The 12,579-nt window shown below is 53.6% G+C and carries 27 protein-coding genes; 4 read left to right on the top strand and 23 right to left on the bottom strand.

Going from position 1 to position 12,579, the window contains the following annotated elements; genetic code table 11:
* Positions 1 to 135: 135 nt before the first annotated feature.
* The 23 genes from NQL71_RS34820 to NQL71_RS34710 all read right to left on the bottom strand — a co-directional run bounded on the left by NQL71_RS34820 (position 136) and on the right by NQL71_RS34710 (position 10,703).
* The gene (locus NQL71_RS34820; protein WP_274644154.1) at positions 136 to 501 is read right to left on the bottom strand and encodes a hypothetical protein; all 366 of its coding nucleotides are present in this window, start codon (positions 499 to 501) and stop codon (positions 136 to 138) included.
* Between the two features lie 3 nt (positions 502 to 504).
* A complete protein-coding gene (locus tag NQL71_RS34815) occupies positions 505 to 912 on the bottom strand; it encodes a hypothetical protein (RefSeq protein WP_274644153.1) in 408 nt (135 codons plus the stop codon).
* 285 nt (positions 913 to 1,197) lie between these two features.
* A complete protein-coding gene (locus NQL71_RS34810; RefSeq protein ID WP_274644152.1) occupies positions 1,198 to 1,776 on the bottom strand; it encodes a hypothetical protein in 579 nt (192 codons plus the stop codon).
* 56 nt (positions 1,777 to 1,832) lie between these two features.
* Complete coding sequence (locus tag NQL71_RS34805; RefSeq protein WP_274644151.1) at positions 1,833 to 2,114, bottom strand: hypothetical protein; 282 nt, start codon at positions 2,112 to 2,114, stop codon at positions 1,833 to 1,835.
* 20 nt (positions 2,115 to 2,134) lie between these two features.
* A complete protein-coding gene (locus NQL71_RS34800) occupies positions 2,135 to 2,668 on the bottom strand; it encodes a hypothetical protein (RefSeq protein ID WP_274644150.1) in 534 nt (177 codons plus the stop codon).
* Positions 2,669 to 2,681: 13 nt separating this feature from the next.
* Positions 2,682 to 2,933, bottom strand: a complete 252-nt coding sequence (locus NQL71_RS34795; protein WP_274644149.1) for a hypothetical protein — start codon at positions 2,931 to 2,933, stop codon at positions 2,682 to 2,684.
* On the bottom strand, positions 2,930 to 3,352 hold the full coding sequence (locus tag NQL71_RS34790) for a hypothetical protein (protein WP_274644148.1): 423 nt from the start codon (positions 3,350 to 3,352) through the stop codon (positions 2,930 to 2,932). Before NQL71_RS34790 ends, NQL71_RS34795 begins: the two co-directional genes overlap by 4 nt.
* Positions 3,349 to 3,567 carry a hypothetical protein gene (locus tag NQL71_RS34785; RefSeq protein WP_274644147.1) on the bottom strand — a complete coding sequence of 73 codons (219 nt, stop codon included), beginning with the start codon at positions 3,565 to 3,567 and terminating at the stop codon, positions 3,349 to 3,351. Before NQL71_RS34785 ends, NQL71_RS34790 begins: the two co-directional genes overlap by 4 nt.
* A gap of 19 nt (positions 3,568 to 3,586) precedes the next feature.
* A complete protein-coding gene (locus tag NQL71_RS34780; RefSeq protein WP_274644146.1) occupies positions 3,587 to 3,970 on the bottom strand; it encodes a hypothetical protein in 384 nt (127 codons plus the stop codon).
* Between the two features lie 12 nt (positions 3,971 to 3,982).
* Positions 3,983 to 4,621, bottom strand: a complete 639-nt coding sequence (locus NQL71_RS34775) for a thioredoxin fold domain-containing protein (protein WP_274644145.1) — start codon at positions 4,619 to 4,621, stop codon at positions 3,983 to 3,985.
* Complete coding sequence (locus NQL71_RS34770) at positions 4,621 to 5,022, bottom strand: hypothetical protein (RefSeq protein WP_274644144.1); 402 nt, start codon at positions 5,020 to 5,022, stop codon at positions 4,621 to 4,623. The genes NQL71_RS34775 and NQL71_RS34770 overlap by 1 nt, the downstream gene beginning before the upstream one ends.
* Complete coding sequence (locus tag NQL71_RS34765; RefSeq protein ID WP_274644143.1) at positions 5,012 to 5,473, bottom strand: hypothetical protein; 462 nt, start codon at positions 5,471 to 5,473, stop codon at positions 5,012 to 5,014. The genes NQL71_RS34770 and NQL71_RS34765 overlap by 11 nt, the downstream gene beginning before the upstream one ends.
* A gap of 54 nt (positions 5,474 to 5,527) precedes the next feature.
* Complete coding sequence (locus tag NQL71_RS34760; RefSeq protein WP_274644142.1) at positions 5,528 to 5,677, bottom strand: hypothetical protein; 150 nt, start codon at positions 5,675 to 5,677, stop codon at positions 5,528 to 5,530.
* 170 nt (positions 5,678 to 5,847) lie between these two features.
* Positions 5,848 to 6,246, bottom strand: a complete 399-nt coding sequence (locus NQL71_RS34755; RefSeq protein WP_274644141.1) for a hypothetical protein — start codon at positions 6,244 to 6,246, stop codon at positions 5,848 to 5,850.
* 114 nt (positions 6,247 to 6,360) lie between these two features.
* A complete protein-coding gene (locus tag NQL71_RS34750; RefSeq protein ID WP_274644140.1) occupies positions 6,361 to 6,930 on the bottom strand; it encodes a hypothetical protein in 570 nt (189 codons plus the stop codon).
* 60 nt (positions 6,931 to 6,990) lie between these two features.
* Complete coding sequence (locus tag NQL71_RS34745) at positions 6,991 to 7,569, bottom strand: hypothetical protein (protein WP_274644139.1); 579 nt, start codon at positions 7,567 to 7,569, stop codon at positions 6,991 to 6,993.
* Between the two features lie 17 nt (positions 7,570 to 7,586).
* Entirely contained in the window at positions 7,587 to 7,931 is a 345-nt protein-coding gene (locus NQL71_RS34740; protein ID WP_274644138.1) for a type II toxin-antitoxin system PemK/MazF family toxin, read from the bottom strand.
* The gene (locus NQL71_RS34735; RefSeq protein ID WP_274644137.1) at positions 7,928 to 8,182 is read right to left on the bottom strand and encodes an AbrB/MazE/SpoVT family DNA-binding domain-containing protein; all 255 of its coding nucleotides are present in this window, start codon (positions 8,180 to 8,182) and stop codon (positions 7,928 to 7,930) included. Before NQL71_RS34735 ends, NQL71_RS34740 begins: the two co-directional genes overlap by 4 nt.
* Before the next feature lie 277 nt (positions 8,183 to 8,459).
* Positions 8,460 to 8,825, bottom strand: a complete 366-nt coding sequence (locus NQL71_RS34730; protein ID WP_274644136.1) for a hypothetical protein — start codon at positions 8,823 to 8,825, stop codon at positions 8,460 to 8,462.
* A gap of 44 nt (positions 8,826 to 8,869) precedes the next feature.
* Positions 8,870 to 9,724, bottom strand: a complete 855-nt coding sequence (locus NQL71_RS34725) for a DUF6685 family protein (protein WP_274644135.1) — start codon at positions 9,722 to 9,724, stop codon at positions 8,870 to 8,872.
* On the bottom strand, positions 9,721 to 9,999 hold the full coding sequence (locus NQL71_RS34720) for a hypothetical protein (RefSeq protein WP_274644134.1): 279 nt from the start codon (positions 9,997 to 9,999) through the stop codon (positions 9,721 to 9,723). The genes NQL71_RS34725 and NQL71_RS34720 overlap by 4 nt, the downstream gene beginning before the upstream one ends.
* A gap of 27 nt (positions 10,000 to 10,026) precedes the next feature.
* The gene (locus NQL71_RS34715) at positions 10,027 to 10,350 is read right to left on the bottom strand and encodes a hypothetical protein (RefSeq protein ID WP_274644133.1); all 324 of its coding nucleotides are present in this window, start codon (positions 10,348 to 10,350) and stop codon (positions 10,027 to 10,029) included.
* Positions 10,351 to 10,370: 20 nt separating this feature from the next.
* Positions 10,371 to 10,703 carry a hypothetical protein gene (locus tag NQL71_RS34710; RefSeq protein ID WP_274644132.1) on the bottom strand — a complete coding sequence of 111 codons (333 nt, stop codon included), beginning with the start codon at positions 10,701 to 10,703 and terminating at the stop codon, positions 10,371 to 10,373.
* 574 nt (positions 10,704 to 11,277) lie between these two features.
* Here NQL71_RS34710 and NQL71_RS34705 point away from each other — a divergent pair.
* From NQL71_RS34705 to NQL71_RS34690, 4 genes are all read left to right on the top strand, one after another.
* Complete coding sequence (locus NQL71_RS34705) at positions 11,278 to 11,472, top strand: hypothetical protein (RefSeq protein WP_274644131.1); 195 nt, start codon at positions 11,278 to 11,280, stop codon at positions 11,470 to 11,472.
* A gap of 27 nt (positions 11,473 to 11,499) precedes the next feature.
* Positions 11,500 to 11,895: a hypothetical protein gene (locus NQL71_RS34700; protein WP_274644130.1), complete on the top strand. Its 396-nt coding sequence runs from the start codon at positions 11,500 to 11,502 to the stop codon at positions 11,893 to 11,895.
* 27 nt (positions 11,896 to 11,922) lie between these two features.
* Positions 11,923 to 12,144, top strand: coding sequence for a hypothetical protein (locus NQL71_RS34695; protein WP_274644129.1), 222 nt, complete (start codon positions 11,923 to 11,925; stop codon positions 12,142 to 12,144).
* Positions 12,145 to 12,325: 181 nt separating this feature from the next.
* Positions 12,326 to 12,562, top strand: a complete 237-nt coding sequence (locus tag NQL71_RS34690) for a hypothetical protein (protein ID WP_274644128.1) — start codon at positions 12,326 to 12,328, stop codon at positions 12,560 to 12,562.
* Positions 12,563 to 12,579: the final 17 nt, after the last annotated feature.

Below are 12,579 nucleotides of genomic sequence, written 5' to 3'. Positions count from 1 at the left end.
TTGAAATCCTGGTGGTGGGGAGATCCATATCCCATTAAGCGCGATGGCTGACGCTGTTTGCAAGCAGCCGGGCCGGCCCGGAGGTGTCGATTCTCTCTTGATGCTCTACTCGCCAGCCCTGCCCCAACTCGATAATCAAGCAGCCAAGGGCGAAGGCAGCATAGGCGCATTAAAAAACGAGTTCACTTCGGTGTAACCAGCATCCCGGTAGCATTGCCACCAAGCCTCGACTTGAGACTCAGCACCTGAGGTTCGCATAGTCGGTTCTTGCAGCCCACAGCGCAAATCCATCGCAAGCAACGCGCAAGACTTATAAGCAACTTTTGGTTCTAGTTCGTCCTTGGATAACACAGAAAGCGCCATCGCATGTCGTGATAACACATAGCTGTATGCGCCTTTGGGTAAATCTCCAGCCATGTACTCGCGGTATGCTGCACCCAGATTTGCATCCAGAATCGGCATTACGTTGGTCAGGTTTAGCTTTAGGGAATGAATGTCCATGACCTATTCCTGATTTCCATTAGCCACAGATGTGTAATCGAGAGTGACAACTGCACCCGCTTCCAGCGACCGGTAGCAATCGACACTGTCTTTACAAGGCTCCACGATGGGAAACTCACCGAGGAAGGCAGTGCCATGGATCTCTTCGACCAGGATGCCGACGTCGTTGGGGCAGGATTTGCGCTCAACCTCGACCTTGAAGTTATTTCTGCCTTCGGCAGGCATTAAGGCTCCTGCGTAGGTGCACCGGGCCTTCATGTCGATCAAGACTGCCTGGGAATTACCGCCGTGCAGGTTGTCGAGGCTGGTCATGGTCGAAACCTTGGTGGTTTCCGCCAGCGCCGGCTGTGCCAGGCACATAAAGCCCAAAGATATGACTGTGACGAGCGTTGCTGAGGTGCGCGTTCTCATGAAAATCCATTCCATAACTGTTGTAGCTACAATGTATTACCCTAGGGGTTCACTTGCAAGTAGTTATGGCATTTTAATGCAATTATTTTTAGGCGGTTGGCTTGCGGGCACCTTCGGGCTCGGCTCAAAAACAAGTAACCCCCTGGTGCGCAGTGCCGGACAAATCCGACCCGAGGCGTGGGGGTTTTTAACAACAGTCCACTGGTGCGCAGCACCGGACATGGCCGGCCTGATGCGTGAGGATAGTGCACATTCGATGGTAAAGCGCGACCTGGTAGCCGTCAATCACACCACTACCGCAAAGTCTTCGCAGGGAAAACGACCTTTCAACGCCTCAGCCAGAGCCAGGTTCTCTTCGGGCGAGTACTTGCTCGACCAGGTTATTTCGCTGGTCAGTAGCACCGGTTCCTTGATGCTGCGATAGATCTGGGTACTATCTTCACCTGGCTGAATTTTTTGCAACCATTCCGCAGGGATCTGTTCAAAGTGACGTGTCTGGCCGGCACGTTTGTCGGCATTATGAGCCTTATTTTGGTCAAGGTATGGAGTCAGATGAACGTATGTTCTACATACCAAGACCAGCGAGCTCTCCTCGGTAATACCAAACGATTCAGCGAAATCGTGTGCTTCCTTGTGGTTCAGGGACGTAAAAAATCCGTAGTAGTCATTGTAATGGGCGCCTTTTTTTAAGATCTTCCCACCGTGGTGATACTCGATCTCGGTAGAAGACTCAGCCACCCATACGAATTGCTTGCTGAATTCGAATGCCTGGTTTTTACCGCCAACCAGCGAAAATTGCAGCAGATCTTCGTCCGAGATTTTGTAGATCGGGCCTTTAGTCTGGATGGCCATGTTCTGTTGCATGGTGCTGTCCTTCTTGTCTTGTGATGATGCCTTAGCCGGGGTGCAGCCTCAGTGTTTCATTCCCAGCCGTAGATGTACGCTGGCGCGTTCAGGGCTGCCACGTCCTGGCGCAGTGATGTTTCGAGCTTTTCAGTTTTTCCCTCGTCCACGTTAAACACATCCAGGGAATCGAGGTGCTTATCGCCTACCAACTGGACTTCATCGATGGTGTAGTCTTCCCGTGGATAACCGAATTTCTCACACAGAATTTCGATTGCCCCTTCCGGCGTGAACGCTGCAACGATGTCGTAATCACCGACCTGGTAAGCCTTCAGGGTTTGAGTGCTCGCTTCTGTCATTGAGATCTCCGGCAATTAAGTCAGTTCAGCGTTGGATTTGGCGCCGGCGCCAGCGAGGCGATGGCGGCTTTGAAGTTGATGTGAACCTCGCTGAAAGCCGCAGAGTGCGAAAACACCCATTCGTACATCTCGTCTTTTGGCTTTTCTTTCAGGTCGTACGGGGCTTGCAACCGCATCATCTCGCCTCGTCGCATTTCCAGCCACTGACGGAACGTCTCAAGGTTGTGCACGCCGGCGTGTACATGAAACCCATCCAGCGGCCCACTGGCCAGCAACTCGGCCACCGAGTACAGGTTGGCGGCCTTGAGGCGCTCGTCCAGGCCCAGCTTGTCTTCGTTCGCGCTCAGGCGCTGGATCACCGAAGAACCCACGTCCGTGAACTCGTAGCGTGAGAAACCCGTCGAGCGAATCATGCCAGCACGCGCCAGCGACGTCATACGCTCGGCGGGAACGTCATACCCCTGCCCGTCTTCCGAGGTCTCATGAAAGCGCTGGAGATCTTTCACCTGCCGCTCGGTGAGCGTGACTGTCAATTCAATAGTTTTATCGGTCATCTGTTCGTCCCTGTCAGCAGAAAAAGTTGAGCAACTCAGCCCGGTCGGCCAGTTCTTTCTCACGTCCGGCCTCAAAGGCCTCAGTCCAGGCTGCCGGTGCTGGCGCCTGGGCGGCTTCGCCACGGTACCCCCTAACCCAGGCTGACTCAAGGTCACCTTTGCCGATATACGGATTTGCAGCGAGCCTTCCGGCTATGCAGGTGCATGGCACTGGAAGGTCGCTGGCGACGTACGCACAGTTCGGCTCATGCTGGGTCTCGATCATGACTCACCTTCATCGTTTTGAGGGGCAGCACCGATAAGGCTGCCATCCGCACGACGGAGTACCGTTCGGTCATCAGAGCGCTCGACTGACCAGACTTCAACCGACAAGTTTTCAGGCAGCAACACCTGCACCAATACCGATTTTGTTTCTGGTGTAACGAACGTACACAGCGGTTTGCCTACAGCCGGATCCACATCACCAAAAAAGGTGGTTACCGGTGGGCAGATTTCATTTCCGACTACCATCGCAGGTTTACCGCCGATCATGAACTTGGTGTAAGGCCAGAACACGATAGTCATTGGCTCTGTATCCGGCGACAATTTTGCGAACTCAGTGCCAACCCTTACAGCCATATCCTTTGCTATATCGCAACCTGACAGGCTGAGCGCCGCCAGCAACACCAGTGTCATGCGCTTCATTTTCTATCGTCCGTACTGATGATTTTTGATGTTTCTTCTGGATCAACGCGACCGGTGCCGACTTTCCAGCCTCGGATGTACGCCCGGCGCAGGATATCGTCCTTTGGCCACGGACAGGCATGCCGACAAGCCGTGATCGACATGTCACCTTGCGCCCGTCCCTCTTTGCCAACGGAGAGACCTTTCTCGAACGCAGCTTCCACCGTGGTTTCCATCCGGATTTTCCTTAACGACTCAGAGTAGGACAGGCCCAGTGGGCATTACCGATTCATTCGGCAGGTAATGAGCCACCAGCGGAAAACACAATCGAATGGTGGTCAGCCGGTGTAACTGGGTTGGCGCATCGACGAATTTCACCAGGAATTCCAGCCAGGCGTTTGCAAGCCTCTGCGAAGGTTCAGTGATCGATTCAAAATCACTTTTGGAGGCTTCAAACTGAACTTCAGCGCGAGCAAACACTTTCGTGCCCTCGCATGCCTTCGCGATAAGACGGATGGTGTAGGCCTGAGCGACAAGCCCGGCATGGATAGCCTCATTCGTTTCGGCGTCCTCCACTCCAAGAAAAACCTGTTCTACCATCGCATCGATATCAATGCCTGCTGGATCAATCGTGGTCATCGCATCAAATCCTTATCGAGCGCCGTATTGGCCGACAATTTTTGCACCCAAAATGGCACGATCTGGCAAGGCAGACACGATCTGCGCGTCTGTGCCCTCAATCCAGGAGCCATCCTGGAAGAAAGTCGTTGGGGTCGCATTAGTGGGCATAGCCTGCATGAACTGACTTTGGGCCGCCAGGGTGCGCAGCTTGTTATCGCCGCAGGTCGATGCCTTTACCGCTCTCCCCTTCATTGCGTCATCAAATGCTTTTGCGGGGTCGTTGCTGCACCAGATGTTCCTGTATGCCGTCCAGGCCGGCCCGCTTATGCTCCCGTCCGGAGCGGCGACGTAGCGCACCTCGATGCCCTTGGCATTGAACTCAGGCACGCTCTTGTGCAGTTCACGAGTCCATGGGCAAAAGGCATCCGCCAACACATAAACATGAGCCTTGGGATTGGCAGGGCTGAAGGAGATGTATTCGTCCGCAGTCAGCTTACTCATCGCATCGCGCACAAATCGATACTGCGGCGCCGGCTTGGGGAGTGGCGGTTGAGTCAGTTCCGAAAGGAAGCTGCCGAGCCCTTCAGCCTGGGCAACATGTGGCATCAGGCTGAACGCCGCGATCAGACCGATTGTAGGAAAACCGAACTTGGATTTCTTGGAAAACATTACTGATCCTTCTTTTGGTGATGGGCTTCCGACTGGCGAAGGTCAAAAACCCTGATCGCCTCGTCGCAGGTCATTTGGGTGCCTGACATGGCTCCGGGTTCATCGCCGTTCTTTATTCCGTCAGCAGTGACCATCCAAGGAATGCTGCCAGCCTCTGAGGCGTTGGCGAAAGCCATGCCCTTGACGTCGCAGAACACATAGGTTGGCCGCGAGGATGTCGCCCCCACGTAGAGGGTCATAGCGGGGAGCAGGACACAAACCAGAAGAAGCCAGAATGGCACTGGGACGCCCAAGAAATAGACTCCGGTCAGTTCGTACCAGGCGCGATTGATCCATCGGTTGCGCCTTAGGATTTCGGCCTTCCTTGCCGCGAAAGATTTGAAGACGGTTTTACTGGCCATCAGTGCCAGCCTTCGATGACAGTAGCTGGTTGACGTAGGCGATCACCGTGTCTTTGGTTGGCTCAGCCAGGCCATGATATGAATGGAACATGAAGAGTTCTTCCTCGCCATCCCATAAAACCAGCTGATCGCCATCGAACGACCAACGCTCACCGCCAAGCGAGAACTCAATCCAGCTGCGGGCATCGCTTTCGGCGCTCACGGCGATTTCCTGTTCGGTTGTCGGCTTGCTGGCAAGAATGGATTCGGGATTAAGCCGCTTCATCTCTGCGGCAACCAGTTCGCCGGCCTCCACAGCCCAGTCGACCCATTCCTTGCGCTGCCAGTAGCAAGGTTCGTCCTCACCTGGGAGGCGAACTTCGTGTTGTTTACCGCGATTGACCGAACGAGCGACACTGATCAGATCGAGCAGCGCTTCGCGGGGGATTTTGACCAGTGTGTCGTCACTCACAGTGAATTCCTTTTTGAAGGCCTTGAAGCCCCCGGCGCACCGAGGGCGATCCGATTAAGCCGCTCGGGCTTGCTTCATGAACTCGTCGCGTCGCATGCGAAACTCAGCAGCGATCTTGAGTTGGCGTTTTTCCCCGCTGATGCGGTAGCCGATGGCCTGGTGATTCAGGTTCCGTGCACGTTGGACGCATTCTTCTTTGCTCATCTGGCAAGCCCTCCAAGGCCTTTGGTGTCACAGATTGCTTTGGGGCATCTTCGGCACCTTGAAATCATCAACTCAGGCCAACCGCATAAAGCAGTTGGCCAAACCCTTATGCACTGTAACTCCGTACAGGATAATGGTGGTTTAGGAAGAGTGCAATGAATCTCTAGCGTTTATTTATCCATCCAGGTCGCCGGGTACGACCCGCTGGTTGTCTTGCCGTGTTCGTTGGCGTAGTGCAGATGCACCGCTTTGCTTCGCCAGGTGAAGCCGCGCTCGTCGATCACACCTGGCAATTCATGGGCAACCATTTCACGCAGATTGCCGTCATCGTCGAAGAGGAATTCGTGCATCCGTCGACTTTCCATCTGCCATGGAAGCTTCGGATCGGTGACATCATAACGGTACGAGCGGTGGGCGTCGAAATTGCGCATGACAAAATTGCCATTATTGTCGAACAGAGCATTTACGTGGCGGCGAACCTCCAGGCGCACTTTGGCGACAAAATTATCGTCGTCGATGTGGCGAAAGTTCTTTTCGAGCTCGATGATTTCTTCGAATGTTAGGTTCATGGTGCCAGTCCAGTTGAACAGTTTAAGGATTTTCTGCGGCTGAAGGATCCGCCGCTCAATCGGTCAACAAATACCCGGTCAGAACCAGGCATAACCGGTCGGTAATACAGCGGTTTAATACATAATACGAACCTTATCGTTTTTGTATTCACCGACCAGGTCGTAAATAACTTCAAATATCTCTTCAGTCCATGCCAATTCGAAATCCTGTTGGTGGCTGCGAAGATATTGGCGATGCAATGCTATACGGCTCTGGTCATCAATTTCCGAGAGATTATCAATGTATTGCCTAACAAATTCATAATCCTGCACCTGTTTACGGCTAGGTTTTCCGGTGGCTTTTTTGATTTTTTCGTGGATTGCAGAGATCACCAGTTTTTTACTACCGCCAACCGATTTGAATTTGGCAAAAACCCTCCAAACGTGCCAGAAATTCTGGTAGAGAGGTCGTTTGACTTCCCCAGCTGGATCGTTTCGGTACTCGGAATACCAAATCTGTGAAGATCCAATCGCCTTCCCTTCTGGATCTTTTCCACGATAACCTTTTCTTCTAGCCCACCTATCAAAATGTGAGCCAGAATTATTAAAATCGTGAATACTTTTCCCTGTTCGAGCTGCAACTTCTTTCAGCAAGTCACTGAAAACAATGACCGGTTCACCTTTAACTATTTTGACCAATGACATGAACTGAAACCTTTATAGAAAAGTTATTACGTCAGTGATTGAGTTTTAAAATATCAGGGCCTAGCTAATCCAGCGCTCGAAGCTCTCGGCCTGGGTGCGGAAGCAATACCAGCCATTGCCGGTATCGTTAAGTCCCCAGAACGCGCCAGCGGCCTTTACAGCTTCAACGTCATCACCTGGTACGCTGAGTAGCAGGCGGTCTTCTTCGCCGGCTGCAGTGATCAGCGGGGACGTCAGCCAGTGCAAGAGCGGCCCGCCCTCCTCGGCCTCAGCTGGTGTGCAACCCCAGTGCTTGAAGATTGGTAACCACTCCGCGCCAGCGGCTTTAGCTTCGCCCCTGTTTTCAAACGGAACCTTGAGGATCACCCATGTCTGGTCGAACAACAGGACGGGCGCTGGCGACGGATCAACAAGCTTCAGACCTTTGATGGCTTTGTCGGTGAGCTGGCGCAAACCACGCTGCCCGTCGTGCAGGCAGTGGGTGTAGAGGCCCGCCGCACCGAATGAGCAGTAACAATCGCGCTCCGTCAGGCTGCGCAGTTGCCAGCCTGATTTGATCAGGCTCTTCGCCTGGGTACTGCTCACCTTGTCGCTGTTGAGCAAGTCCTTGATGTGCAGCGGGTGTTCGAGTGAATCCATTCCAAACTCCTATACTGCTAATCAATGAGCGCCTGAATGCGTGCCAGGACATCGTTAACCACCTCGATAGGTAGCAACCCATCGAAAACAGCGTCCCTGGCCACAAGGTCAACAGTGAAGACCTGATTGCACAGAACAACAGCCTGCGAACTCGTGCCGAAGTACTCGCTGATAGGCACTGCAAAGCCTGCATGCCTTGCGAAGTCGCCACCCAGGGAGATCGGAGCCACAAGCGCGAGTCCGCTGGCGTTGTACAGCGCAGGTGTAAGAACAAGCGCAGGCCGGGACTCGACGTATTCATCACCGGCAGCACTCATCATGACCATGATGATGTCGCCTCGGGCGAATTTGGCTCCGCTCATACTTCACGACCTTGAGGTACCATTGTCTTCCAGGCGGCGAGATCTGCAGGTTCTGGAGCAGTCAGATCACATTGAGCCACGAGGTCGGCGAGACGATAATGTGGCCTGACGTTAAGCGGCTTGAGCGTCATCGCCTCGGCAGACACATCGAGCGACAGAAGATCGCCACTGACCAAGCCCATTTGCTTGAGCACCGTCGCCGGCAATCGAATGCCGACGCTATTGCCCCACTGCTGAATTTTCACTTGCATAACCACCTCCTGCTGAGAGTCGAGAATAGCCCCAAGCCAGCAAGATCCGCAAGCATTTTGTATATACATTGTATATACATTTGTTTGAAGGGCTGAGGCCTGGCGAGCAGGGGGATTGATCAGGGGGAAATCGCCCATTCCGCGCCAGCGGCTATCGCTTTGCTCCCGTCCTAAGGCCGACCTCAAGGATCAAAAATACGGATGCGTCTGCTCGGTTTTTCCGGAAAGCTTTAGCGCCACCGCGTGGCCGACCCTGGTCACCTTCACTTGTATCGACCTACTCTTTGATCGACATGCCCAGCAGCACGGCGGCGTAGAAGATCGCCAAACGGGTGGCGGCTACCTTGTCGTCACCATGCAACACAGTGACGGCGCAGTCGAATCGCCCTCTCGGGTGGCAAACTACTTCCGTGGTCTTGCCGCTGGTTTTGCCAATCTGTTCGATCTGAATATCCAGGGCCGCCGCCAGCGCCAGCGCATCATCGCCGTTGGTTTTTGGGCGCCAGTACTCAAACGACGGCATGATCGCCGGTGGCATATCATCCATGCGCGGCCATTCGATAGTCAGGCCTACGGCTTTAGCGGCGAAGTCGACCTGCTCACGCTCAGTGAGATTCTGCATTTTGATCAGTTCTTGGTTCATCGTGTGCGTCCTTGTTTTCAGTTGAGATCGAGTTTATCGAACTATCAAGTGTTCGGGGCAAAAGCTTGGTTCGATGACAAGGCCAGCAGGTGCAGTCCAAGATCCGTCACGTCCGCTTGGGCAAACTGCGCTGCAACCGCCATCGATTTGGGCTCGTGTTTTGGTAGCAAAATCACGGTGCCTCGGTTGGGAGCCGGCAAAGCAGCCTGAAAGTATGGAGCACCGAACTCACGCATGGTATGGAACAAATCGAGCTCCAACTCAAAAGACTTCGCGACCGCATACAGCTCGTAGTCGTCACTGAGACCACGCACGGACTTGTTGCTGATATGGTGGCTTTGTACAGCCCCGGTAAGCGGGACTTTCGTGTTCAGTTTGCCGGCGATATAGCGAGCAGCGGCAAGCCGCTCAATACCGACTTCTCCGTCCAGGAACATTCGATTGTCCCAGCCGTAGAAACGGAAAACGCCTTCCCCGCTCATCAAAACGCGTAAATCAGTATCATCCAGCGCTTTGGAAAGGCTTTCTTGGCTGATTTCTTCCACCAGATGGGGATAATTTAGCTCCACAAAACGATCCAGGCAGTCAAAACCCTGCAGGAAATATTTTGAAGAGGTCATTCCTGCGAGATCACGAATGTCTCCTTCCCAGCGCTCGACCTCGTCGACGGAAAAATTGGCGATGTCGTAAAAGCACTCGTGGAGGTTGCCCCAGAGACCGTTCTCATTTCGAAGGCCAAGCAAATAGCCTGGCTTGCCTGACGGCGTGTCGTATTGGCCGAAGTTATGCCACTGGGTCACGCTGCTGGCGACGATATCTTTCGCAGCAGTGAGCGTGAGCGGTGTGGGGCTGTGCTTTTCCAAAAACTGCTGGACGGTCAAAGCAGTGGACTCGGTCATTTTTTAACGGTCTGCAATTGAGAGATGGCCGATTCAAAAGCGCCAGCGCCAAGGTCGCGGTCATACAGCCAGGTTTCGACTTCGTCCGAGCTAAGGTCGACCTTCATCACAAAGCCATCCAGGTAGTCGAAATAGCAGTCGCCTTGCAACAAGCTCTCGGCCTTTTCCATGCTCAGGCTGCTCACTACCCGACCGAGCCGGATCTTCTGCGATCCATGGAACAGCGCAATCAGGACTTCTGCTTTGTTGAGGCCTGCAATGTTGATAGTGCTCACGTGTTTTCCTTACTCAAGGTCAGAGTCTTAAAGTACAAAACGAATTTTCACCGGATTTTTCTCGGTGGGCTCGTACTTCTGCTCCGGGTGAAAGTGCAGGAATGTACGCGAACTGCTTTTGATCGGGCATTTTCCTGCTTGGTGATCAGCCTCAACCTTCCCGCAGTGCTTGCAGCGATACCGCAAAATCAGCTGATAAGTGTTTTCAGCATGAAATGTCACGGGTTCGCCTTCGGCAGCCGGTACCGGGCAATGCAGGGTGTCTAGCTGGTGCTTCCCCTTGAGCTTTCCGCAGTGCTTGCAGGTGTAGATTGCGTCCTGCTCAGCCTGGGTCAGTTTTTTGGTGGCCATGATGAATTCCTTGTTGATGCTTAGGCTTGAGCGCCGTCGTAGTAACGCAGGTAATCGTAGATCGCTGTGTTCAGGTTGATTGCGAAGAACCTGGCAACAGTCGTGTAGCCATCGGATTCAAGGATCCCGAGCTTTGAATGTTTTGCATCGAGCTTGGCGAGAGCAGGAAAGATTTCCTCGGCAATATCGCCCCAGGTACGGTCGCCAGCTTTGGCGAATTCAAGCGCTGCGACGAGCACTTCGTTTAGCTCTTTGATCACTTCATCATTGCCTTCCGGCAATCGCCAGTCGTCATTGTCTGGAAGCGCAACCGTCAGGAGCAACGCGTTTTCTTTCTCGCTCAATGTCTGCATTTGCTGAATCCCTCAAAATTCTTTTAACTGGCGTAAAGCCACCATTTCTTCTATGAGTTCAATGTACACCTCTAGCGTTATACGCGCAAGCGGGTCATCAACTTAAATTCGACCGGCCTGAAAAGTTACTTTTTTCTCTGCGTAACTCCCGTAGGTGGCGTTAGCGATGGAAGCCCGAAGGGCCGAGACCGCAGGGCTCGGTTCACGACAGCGCGGGCCGCCAGGCAACGCAGAAACCCTGCCCCGCATCCGCCCCCTCTGTCCGACCTGTAGGGGGAGTACATAGAGAGTCAGTAAGAGGAGAAGACTTAAAACTTAAACCTCGGGACTTAAACCGACTTAACCCTGACCTCGACCGCCAACCACCTCCAAAGCCCTTTACTTACAGGGCAATCGGCTTACAAAACCTGCGCGTCAATTCATGCGATAAGTCTTGACCGTATGACTCTAGGGATTTATTCTTAAGTCCAAGCAAAAACCCCGCGAGTTTTAAGTATCGGGTATACAGCCGGGTTAAGTTTTAACGCTGCCAGGTGAAGCTCAATCCATTATTTTAGTTTTCGGATGGTCGACGATGACAATTCACGCCAATGCGACAGCCATTAAGCAGTTTGGCCAATGGTTTGTCGTGACAGCAGAGACCGTGGATGAACGCCGAAAGGTAGAGGCCCGTGCGAACCTGCTCTGGGTAGACCACCGTGAGCCGACTTTGCAGGAGTGGGAGAGCCTGGAGACAATTACCGCCAGCCAATGGTTGCACGGCGAATGACCACTTTGTTCATAGGGAAGCATGCAGATGCCTGAGACACCAGAGATCACCAAGGAGATGTGGTGGAAGATGTGCGACGTTCATATGAGTCGTCCAGCTCCCCTGAATGAGGCGGATCTGACACGGGAGTTCATTTATGAGCGTTCGTGGGGAGTGTCCTACGTGCCGTTCGGTTACCACCAGGCCGCCATGTCGCTGCTGTTGGCGTTCCAGCATGGTCTGCTCCATGGCATCGATGTGTCCGACAAGCTGAACCTCGAGTTCTCCTCAGGCACGGCTGATCACTGGCTGGAGCACTCCCCCGGCGCCGCCTTCCTGTCCTCCCAGAGCCCGAAGATCTATGTCGGAAACATCAAGGGCCTGACGATCTTGGAAAGGCGTTTGTTTGGCGAGTACGGCGAAATCTTCTGTCCGTTCGAGTAACCTGCTATCCAACTTAAGGAAGTGACCATGAAGGTTGAAGGAATCGAGATCACTGAGGCTCAAATCAGCGCCATGCTCAGCGTAATGGGTAAGCGCTTTCGCGCCTCCGATGTCCGTGAAGCTGCTATTAAGGCCGGCGTCCCTGATGCGGTTGAAATGCGTGCCACAGACCGTCTACTCATCCGGCAGCGCCAGAAAGGCCTTATTCAGCCGATTCCTGACGATAAGCCGTACTGGACGAAGCTGTAAGAAAGGAATTGCACCTTTCTGGAAAAACTTTTCCGGTAGCGAGAAACACGAAAGCCCGCAAGATTGCTCAGGCGGGCCTCGGAGATTGGGCAAAATCGGCAGAACCGAAAGTGCGTTGTGTACAGGTTATTGGCCGGTAGGCATGCTCGTCAACCAGCCACAGCAAAAGAGTGAATGTCGTATGTCTCTACCTTTCATCACGCTCAAGGCCTGCCAACTGGCTTGCTGCCCGGATTGCAAACAACCGCAGAGCGATCCTGTCGAGGATTACCTCTCGGCGACCCAATCTGCCGTGAATGATCGCTGCGAGAGTTGCCATATCAGCCTGCGCTTTATTCGAACGGAGTCCGGCGAGGTTGAGATCCATGCCCGGCAGACCCGTGCCGAGCTGCTGGAGCAGCGTCGCACACTGGGATAGCAACCAGGCCCACCCTT

Source organism: Pseudomonas serbica (assembly GCF_028823535.1).
In the GTDB taxonomy this organism is placed as follows: Bacteria; Pseudomonadota; Gammaproteobacteria; order Pseudomonadales; family Pseudomonadaceae; genus Aquipseudomonas; species Aquipseudomonas serbica.
This window is presented reverse-complemented; position numbering and strand designations above follow the sequence as displayed.

What these genes read in the sequence shown, in the direction of transcription:
- NQL71_RS34820 (WP_274644154.1), bottom strand. Translation starts at nt 501, where the DNA reads ATGGACATTCATTCCCTAAAGCTAAACCTGACCAACGTAATGCCGATT.
- NQL71_RS34815 (WP_274644153.1), bottom strand. Translation starts at nt 912, where the DNA reads ATGAGAACGCGCACCTCAGCAACGCTCGTCACAGTCATATCTTTGGGC.
- NQL71_RS34810 (WP_274644152.1), bottom strand. Translation starts at nt 1,776, where the DNA reads ATGCAACAGAACATGGCCATCCAGACTAAAGGCCCGATCTACAAAATC.
- NQL71_RS34805 (WP_274644151.1), bottom strand. Translation starts at nt 2,114, where the DNA reads ATGACAGAAGCGAGCACTCAAACCCTGAAGGCTTACCAGGTCGGTGAT.
- NQL71_RS34800 (WP_274644150.1), bottom strand. Translation starts at nt 2,668, where the DNA reads ATGACCGATAAAACTATTGAATTGACAGTCACGCTCACCGAGCGGCAG.
- NQL71_RS34795 (WP_274644149.1), bottom strand. Translation starts at nt 2,933, where the DNA reads ATGATCGAGACCCAGCATGAGCCGAACTGTGCGTACGTCGCCAGCGAC.
- NQL71_RS34790 (WP_274644148.1), bottom strand. Translation starts at nt 3,352, where the DNA reads ATGAAGCGCATGACACTGGTGTTGCTGGCGGCGCTCAGCCTGTCAGGT.
- NQL71_RS34785 (WP_274644147.1), bottom strand. Translation starts at nt 3,567, where the DNA reads ATGGAAACCACGGTGGAAGCTGCGTTCGAGAAAGGTCTCTCCGTTGGC.
- NQL71_RS34780 (WP_274644146.1), bottom strand. Translation starts at nt 3,970, where the DNA reads ATGACCACGATTGATCCAGCAGGCATTGATATCGATGCGATGGTAGAA.
- NQL71_RS34775 (WP_274644145.1), bottom strand. Translation starts at nt 4,621, where the DNA reads ATGTTTTCCAAGAAATCCAAGTTCGGTTTTCCTACAATCGGTCTGATC.
- NQL71_RS34770 (WP_274644144.1), bottom strand. Translation starts at nt 5,022, where the DNA reads ATGGCCAGTAAAACCGTCTTCAAATCTTTCGCGGCAAGGAAGGCCGAA.
- NQL71_RS34760 (WP_274644142.1), bottom strand. Translation starts at nt 5,677, where the DNA reads ATGAGCAAAGAAGAATGCGTCCAACGTGCACGGAACCTGAATCACCAG.
- NQL71_RS34755 (WP_274644141.1), bottom strand. Translation starts at nt 6,246, where the DNA reads ATGAACCTAACATTCGAAGAAATCATCGAGCTCGAAAAGAACTTTCGC.
- NQL71_RS34750 (WP_274644140.1), bottom strand. Translation starts at nt 6,930, where the DNA reads ATGTCATTGGTCAAAATAGTTAAAGGTGAACCGGTCATTGTTTTCAGT.
- NQL71_RS34745 (WP_274644139.1), bottom strand. Translation starts at nt 7,569, where the DNA reads ATGGATTCACTCGAACACCCGCTGCACATCAAGGACTTGCTCAACAGC.
- NQL71_RS34740 (WP_274644138.1), bottom strand. Translation starts at nt 7,931, where the DNA reads ATGAGCGGAGCCAAATTCGCCCGAGGCGACATCATCATGGTCATGATG.
- NQL71_RS34735 (WP_274644137.1), bottom strand. Translation starts at nt 8,182, where the DNA reads ATGCAAGTGAAAATTCAGCAGTGGGGCAATAGCGTCGGCATTCGATTG.
- NQL71_RS34730 (WP_274644136.1), bottom strand. Translation starts at nt 8,825, where the DNA reads ATGAACCAAGAACTGATCAAAATGCAGAATCTCACTGAGCGTGAGCAG.
- NQL71_RS34725 (WP_274644135.1), bottom strand. Translation starts at nt 9,724, where the DNA reads ATGACCGAGTCCACTGCTTTGACCGTCCAGCAGTTTTTGGAAAAGCAC.
- NQL71_RS34715 (WP_274644133.1), bottom strand. Translation starts at nt 10,350, where the DNA reads ATGGCCACCAAAAAACTGACCCAGGCTGAGCAGGACGCAATCTACACC.
- NQL71_RS34710 (WP_274644132.1), bottom strand. Translation starts at nt 10,703, where the DNA reads ATGCAGACATTGAGCGAGAAAGAAAACGCGTTGCTCCTGACGGTTGCG.
- NQL71_RS34705 (WP_274644131.1), top strand. Translation starts at nt 11,278, where the DNA reads ATGACAATTCACGCCAATGCGACAGCCATTAAGCAGTTTGGCCAATGG.
- NQL71_RS34700 (WP_274644130.1), top strand. Translation starts at nt 11,500, where the DNA reads ATGCCTGAGACACCAGAGATCACCAAGGAGATGTGGTGGAAGATGTGC.
- NQL71_RS34695 (WP_274644129.1), top strand. Translation starts at nt 11,923, where the DNA reads ATGAAGGTTGAAGGAATCGAGATCACTGAGGCTCAAATCAGCGCCATG.
- NQL71_RS34690 (WP_274644128.1), top strand. Translation starts at nt 12,326, where the DNA reads ATGTCTCTACCTTTCATCACGCTCAAGGCCTGCCAACTGGCTTGCTGC.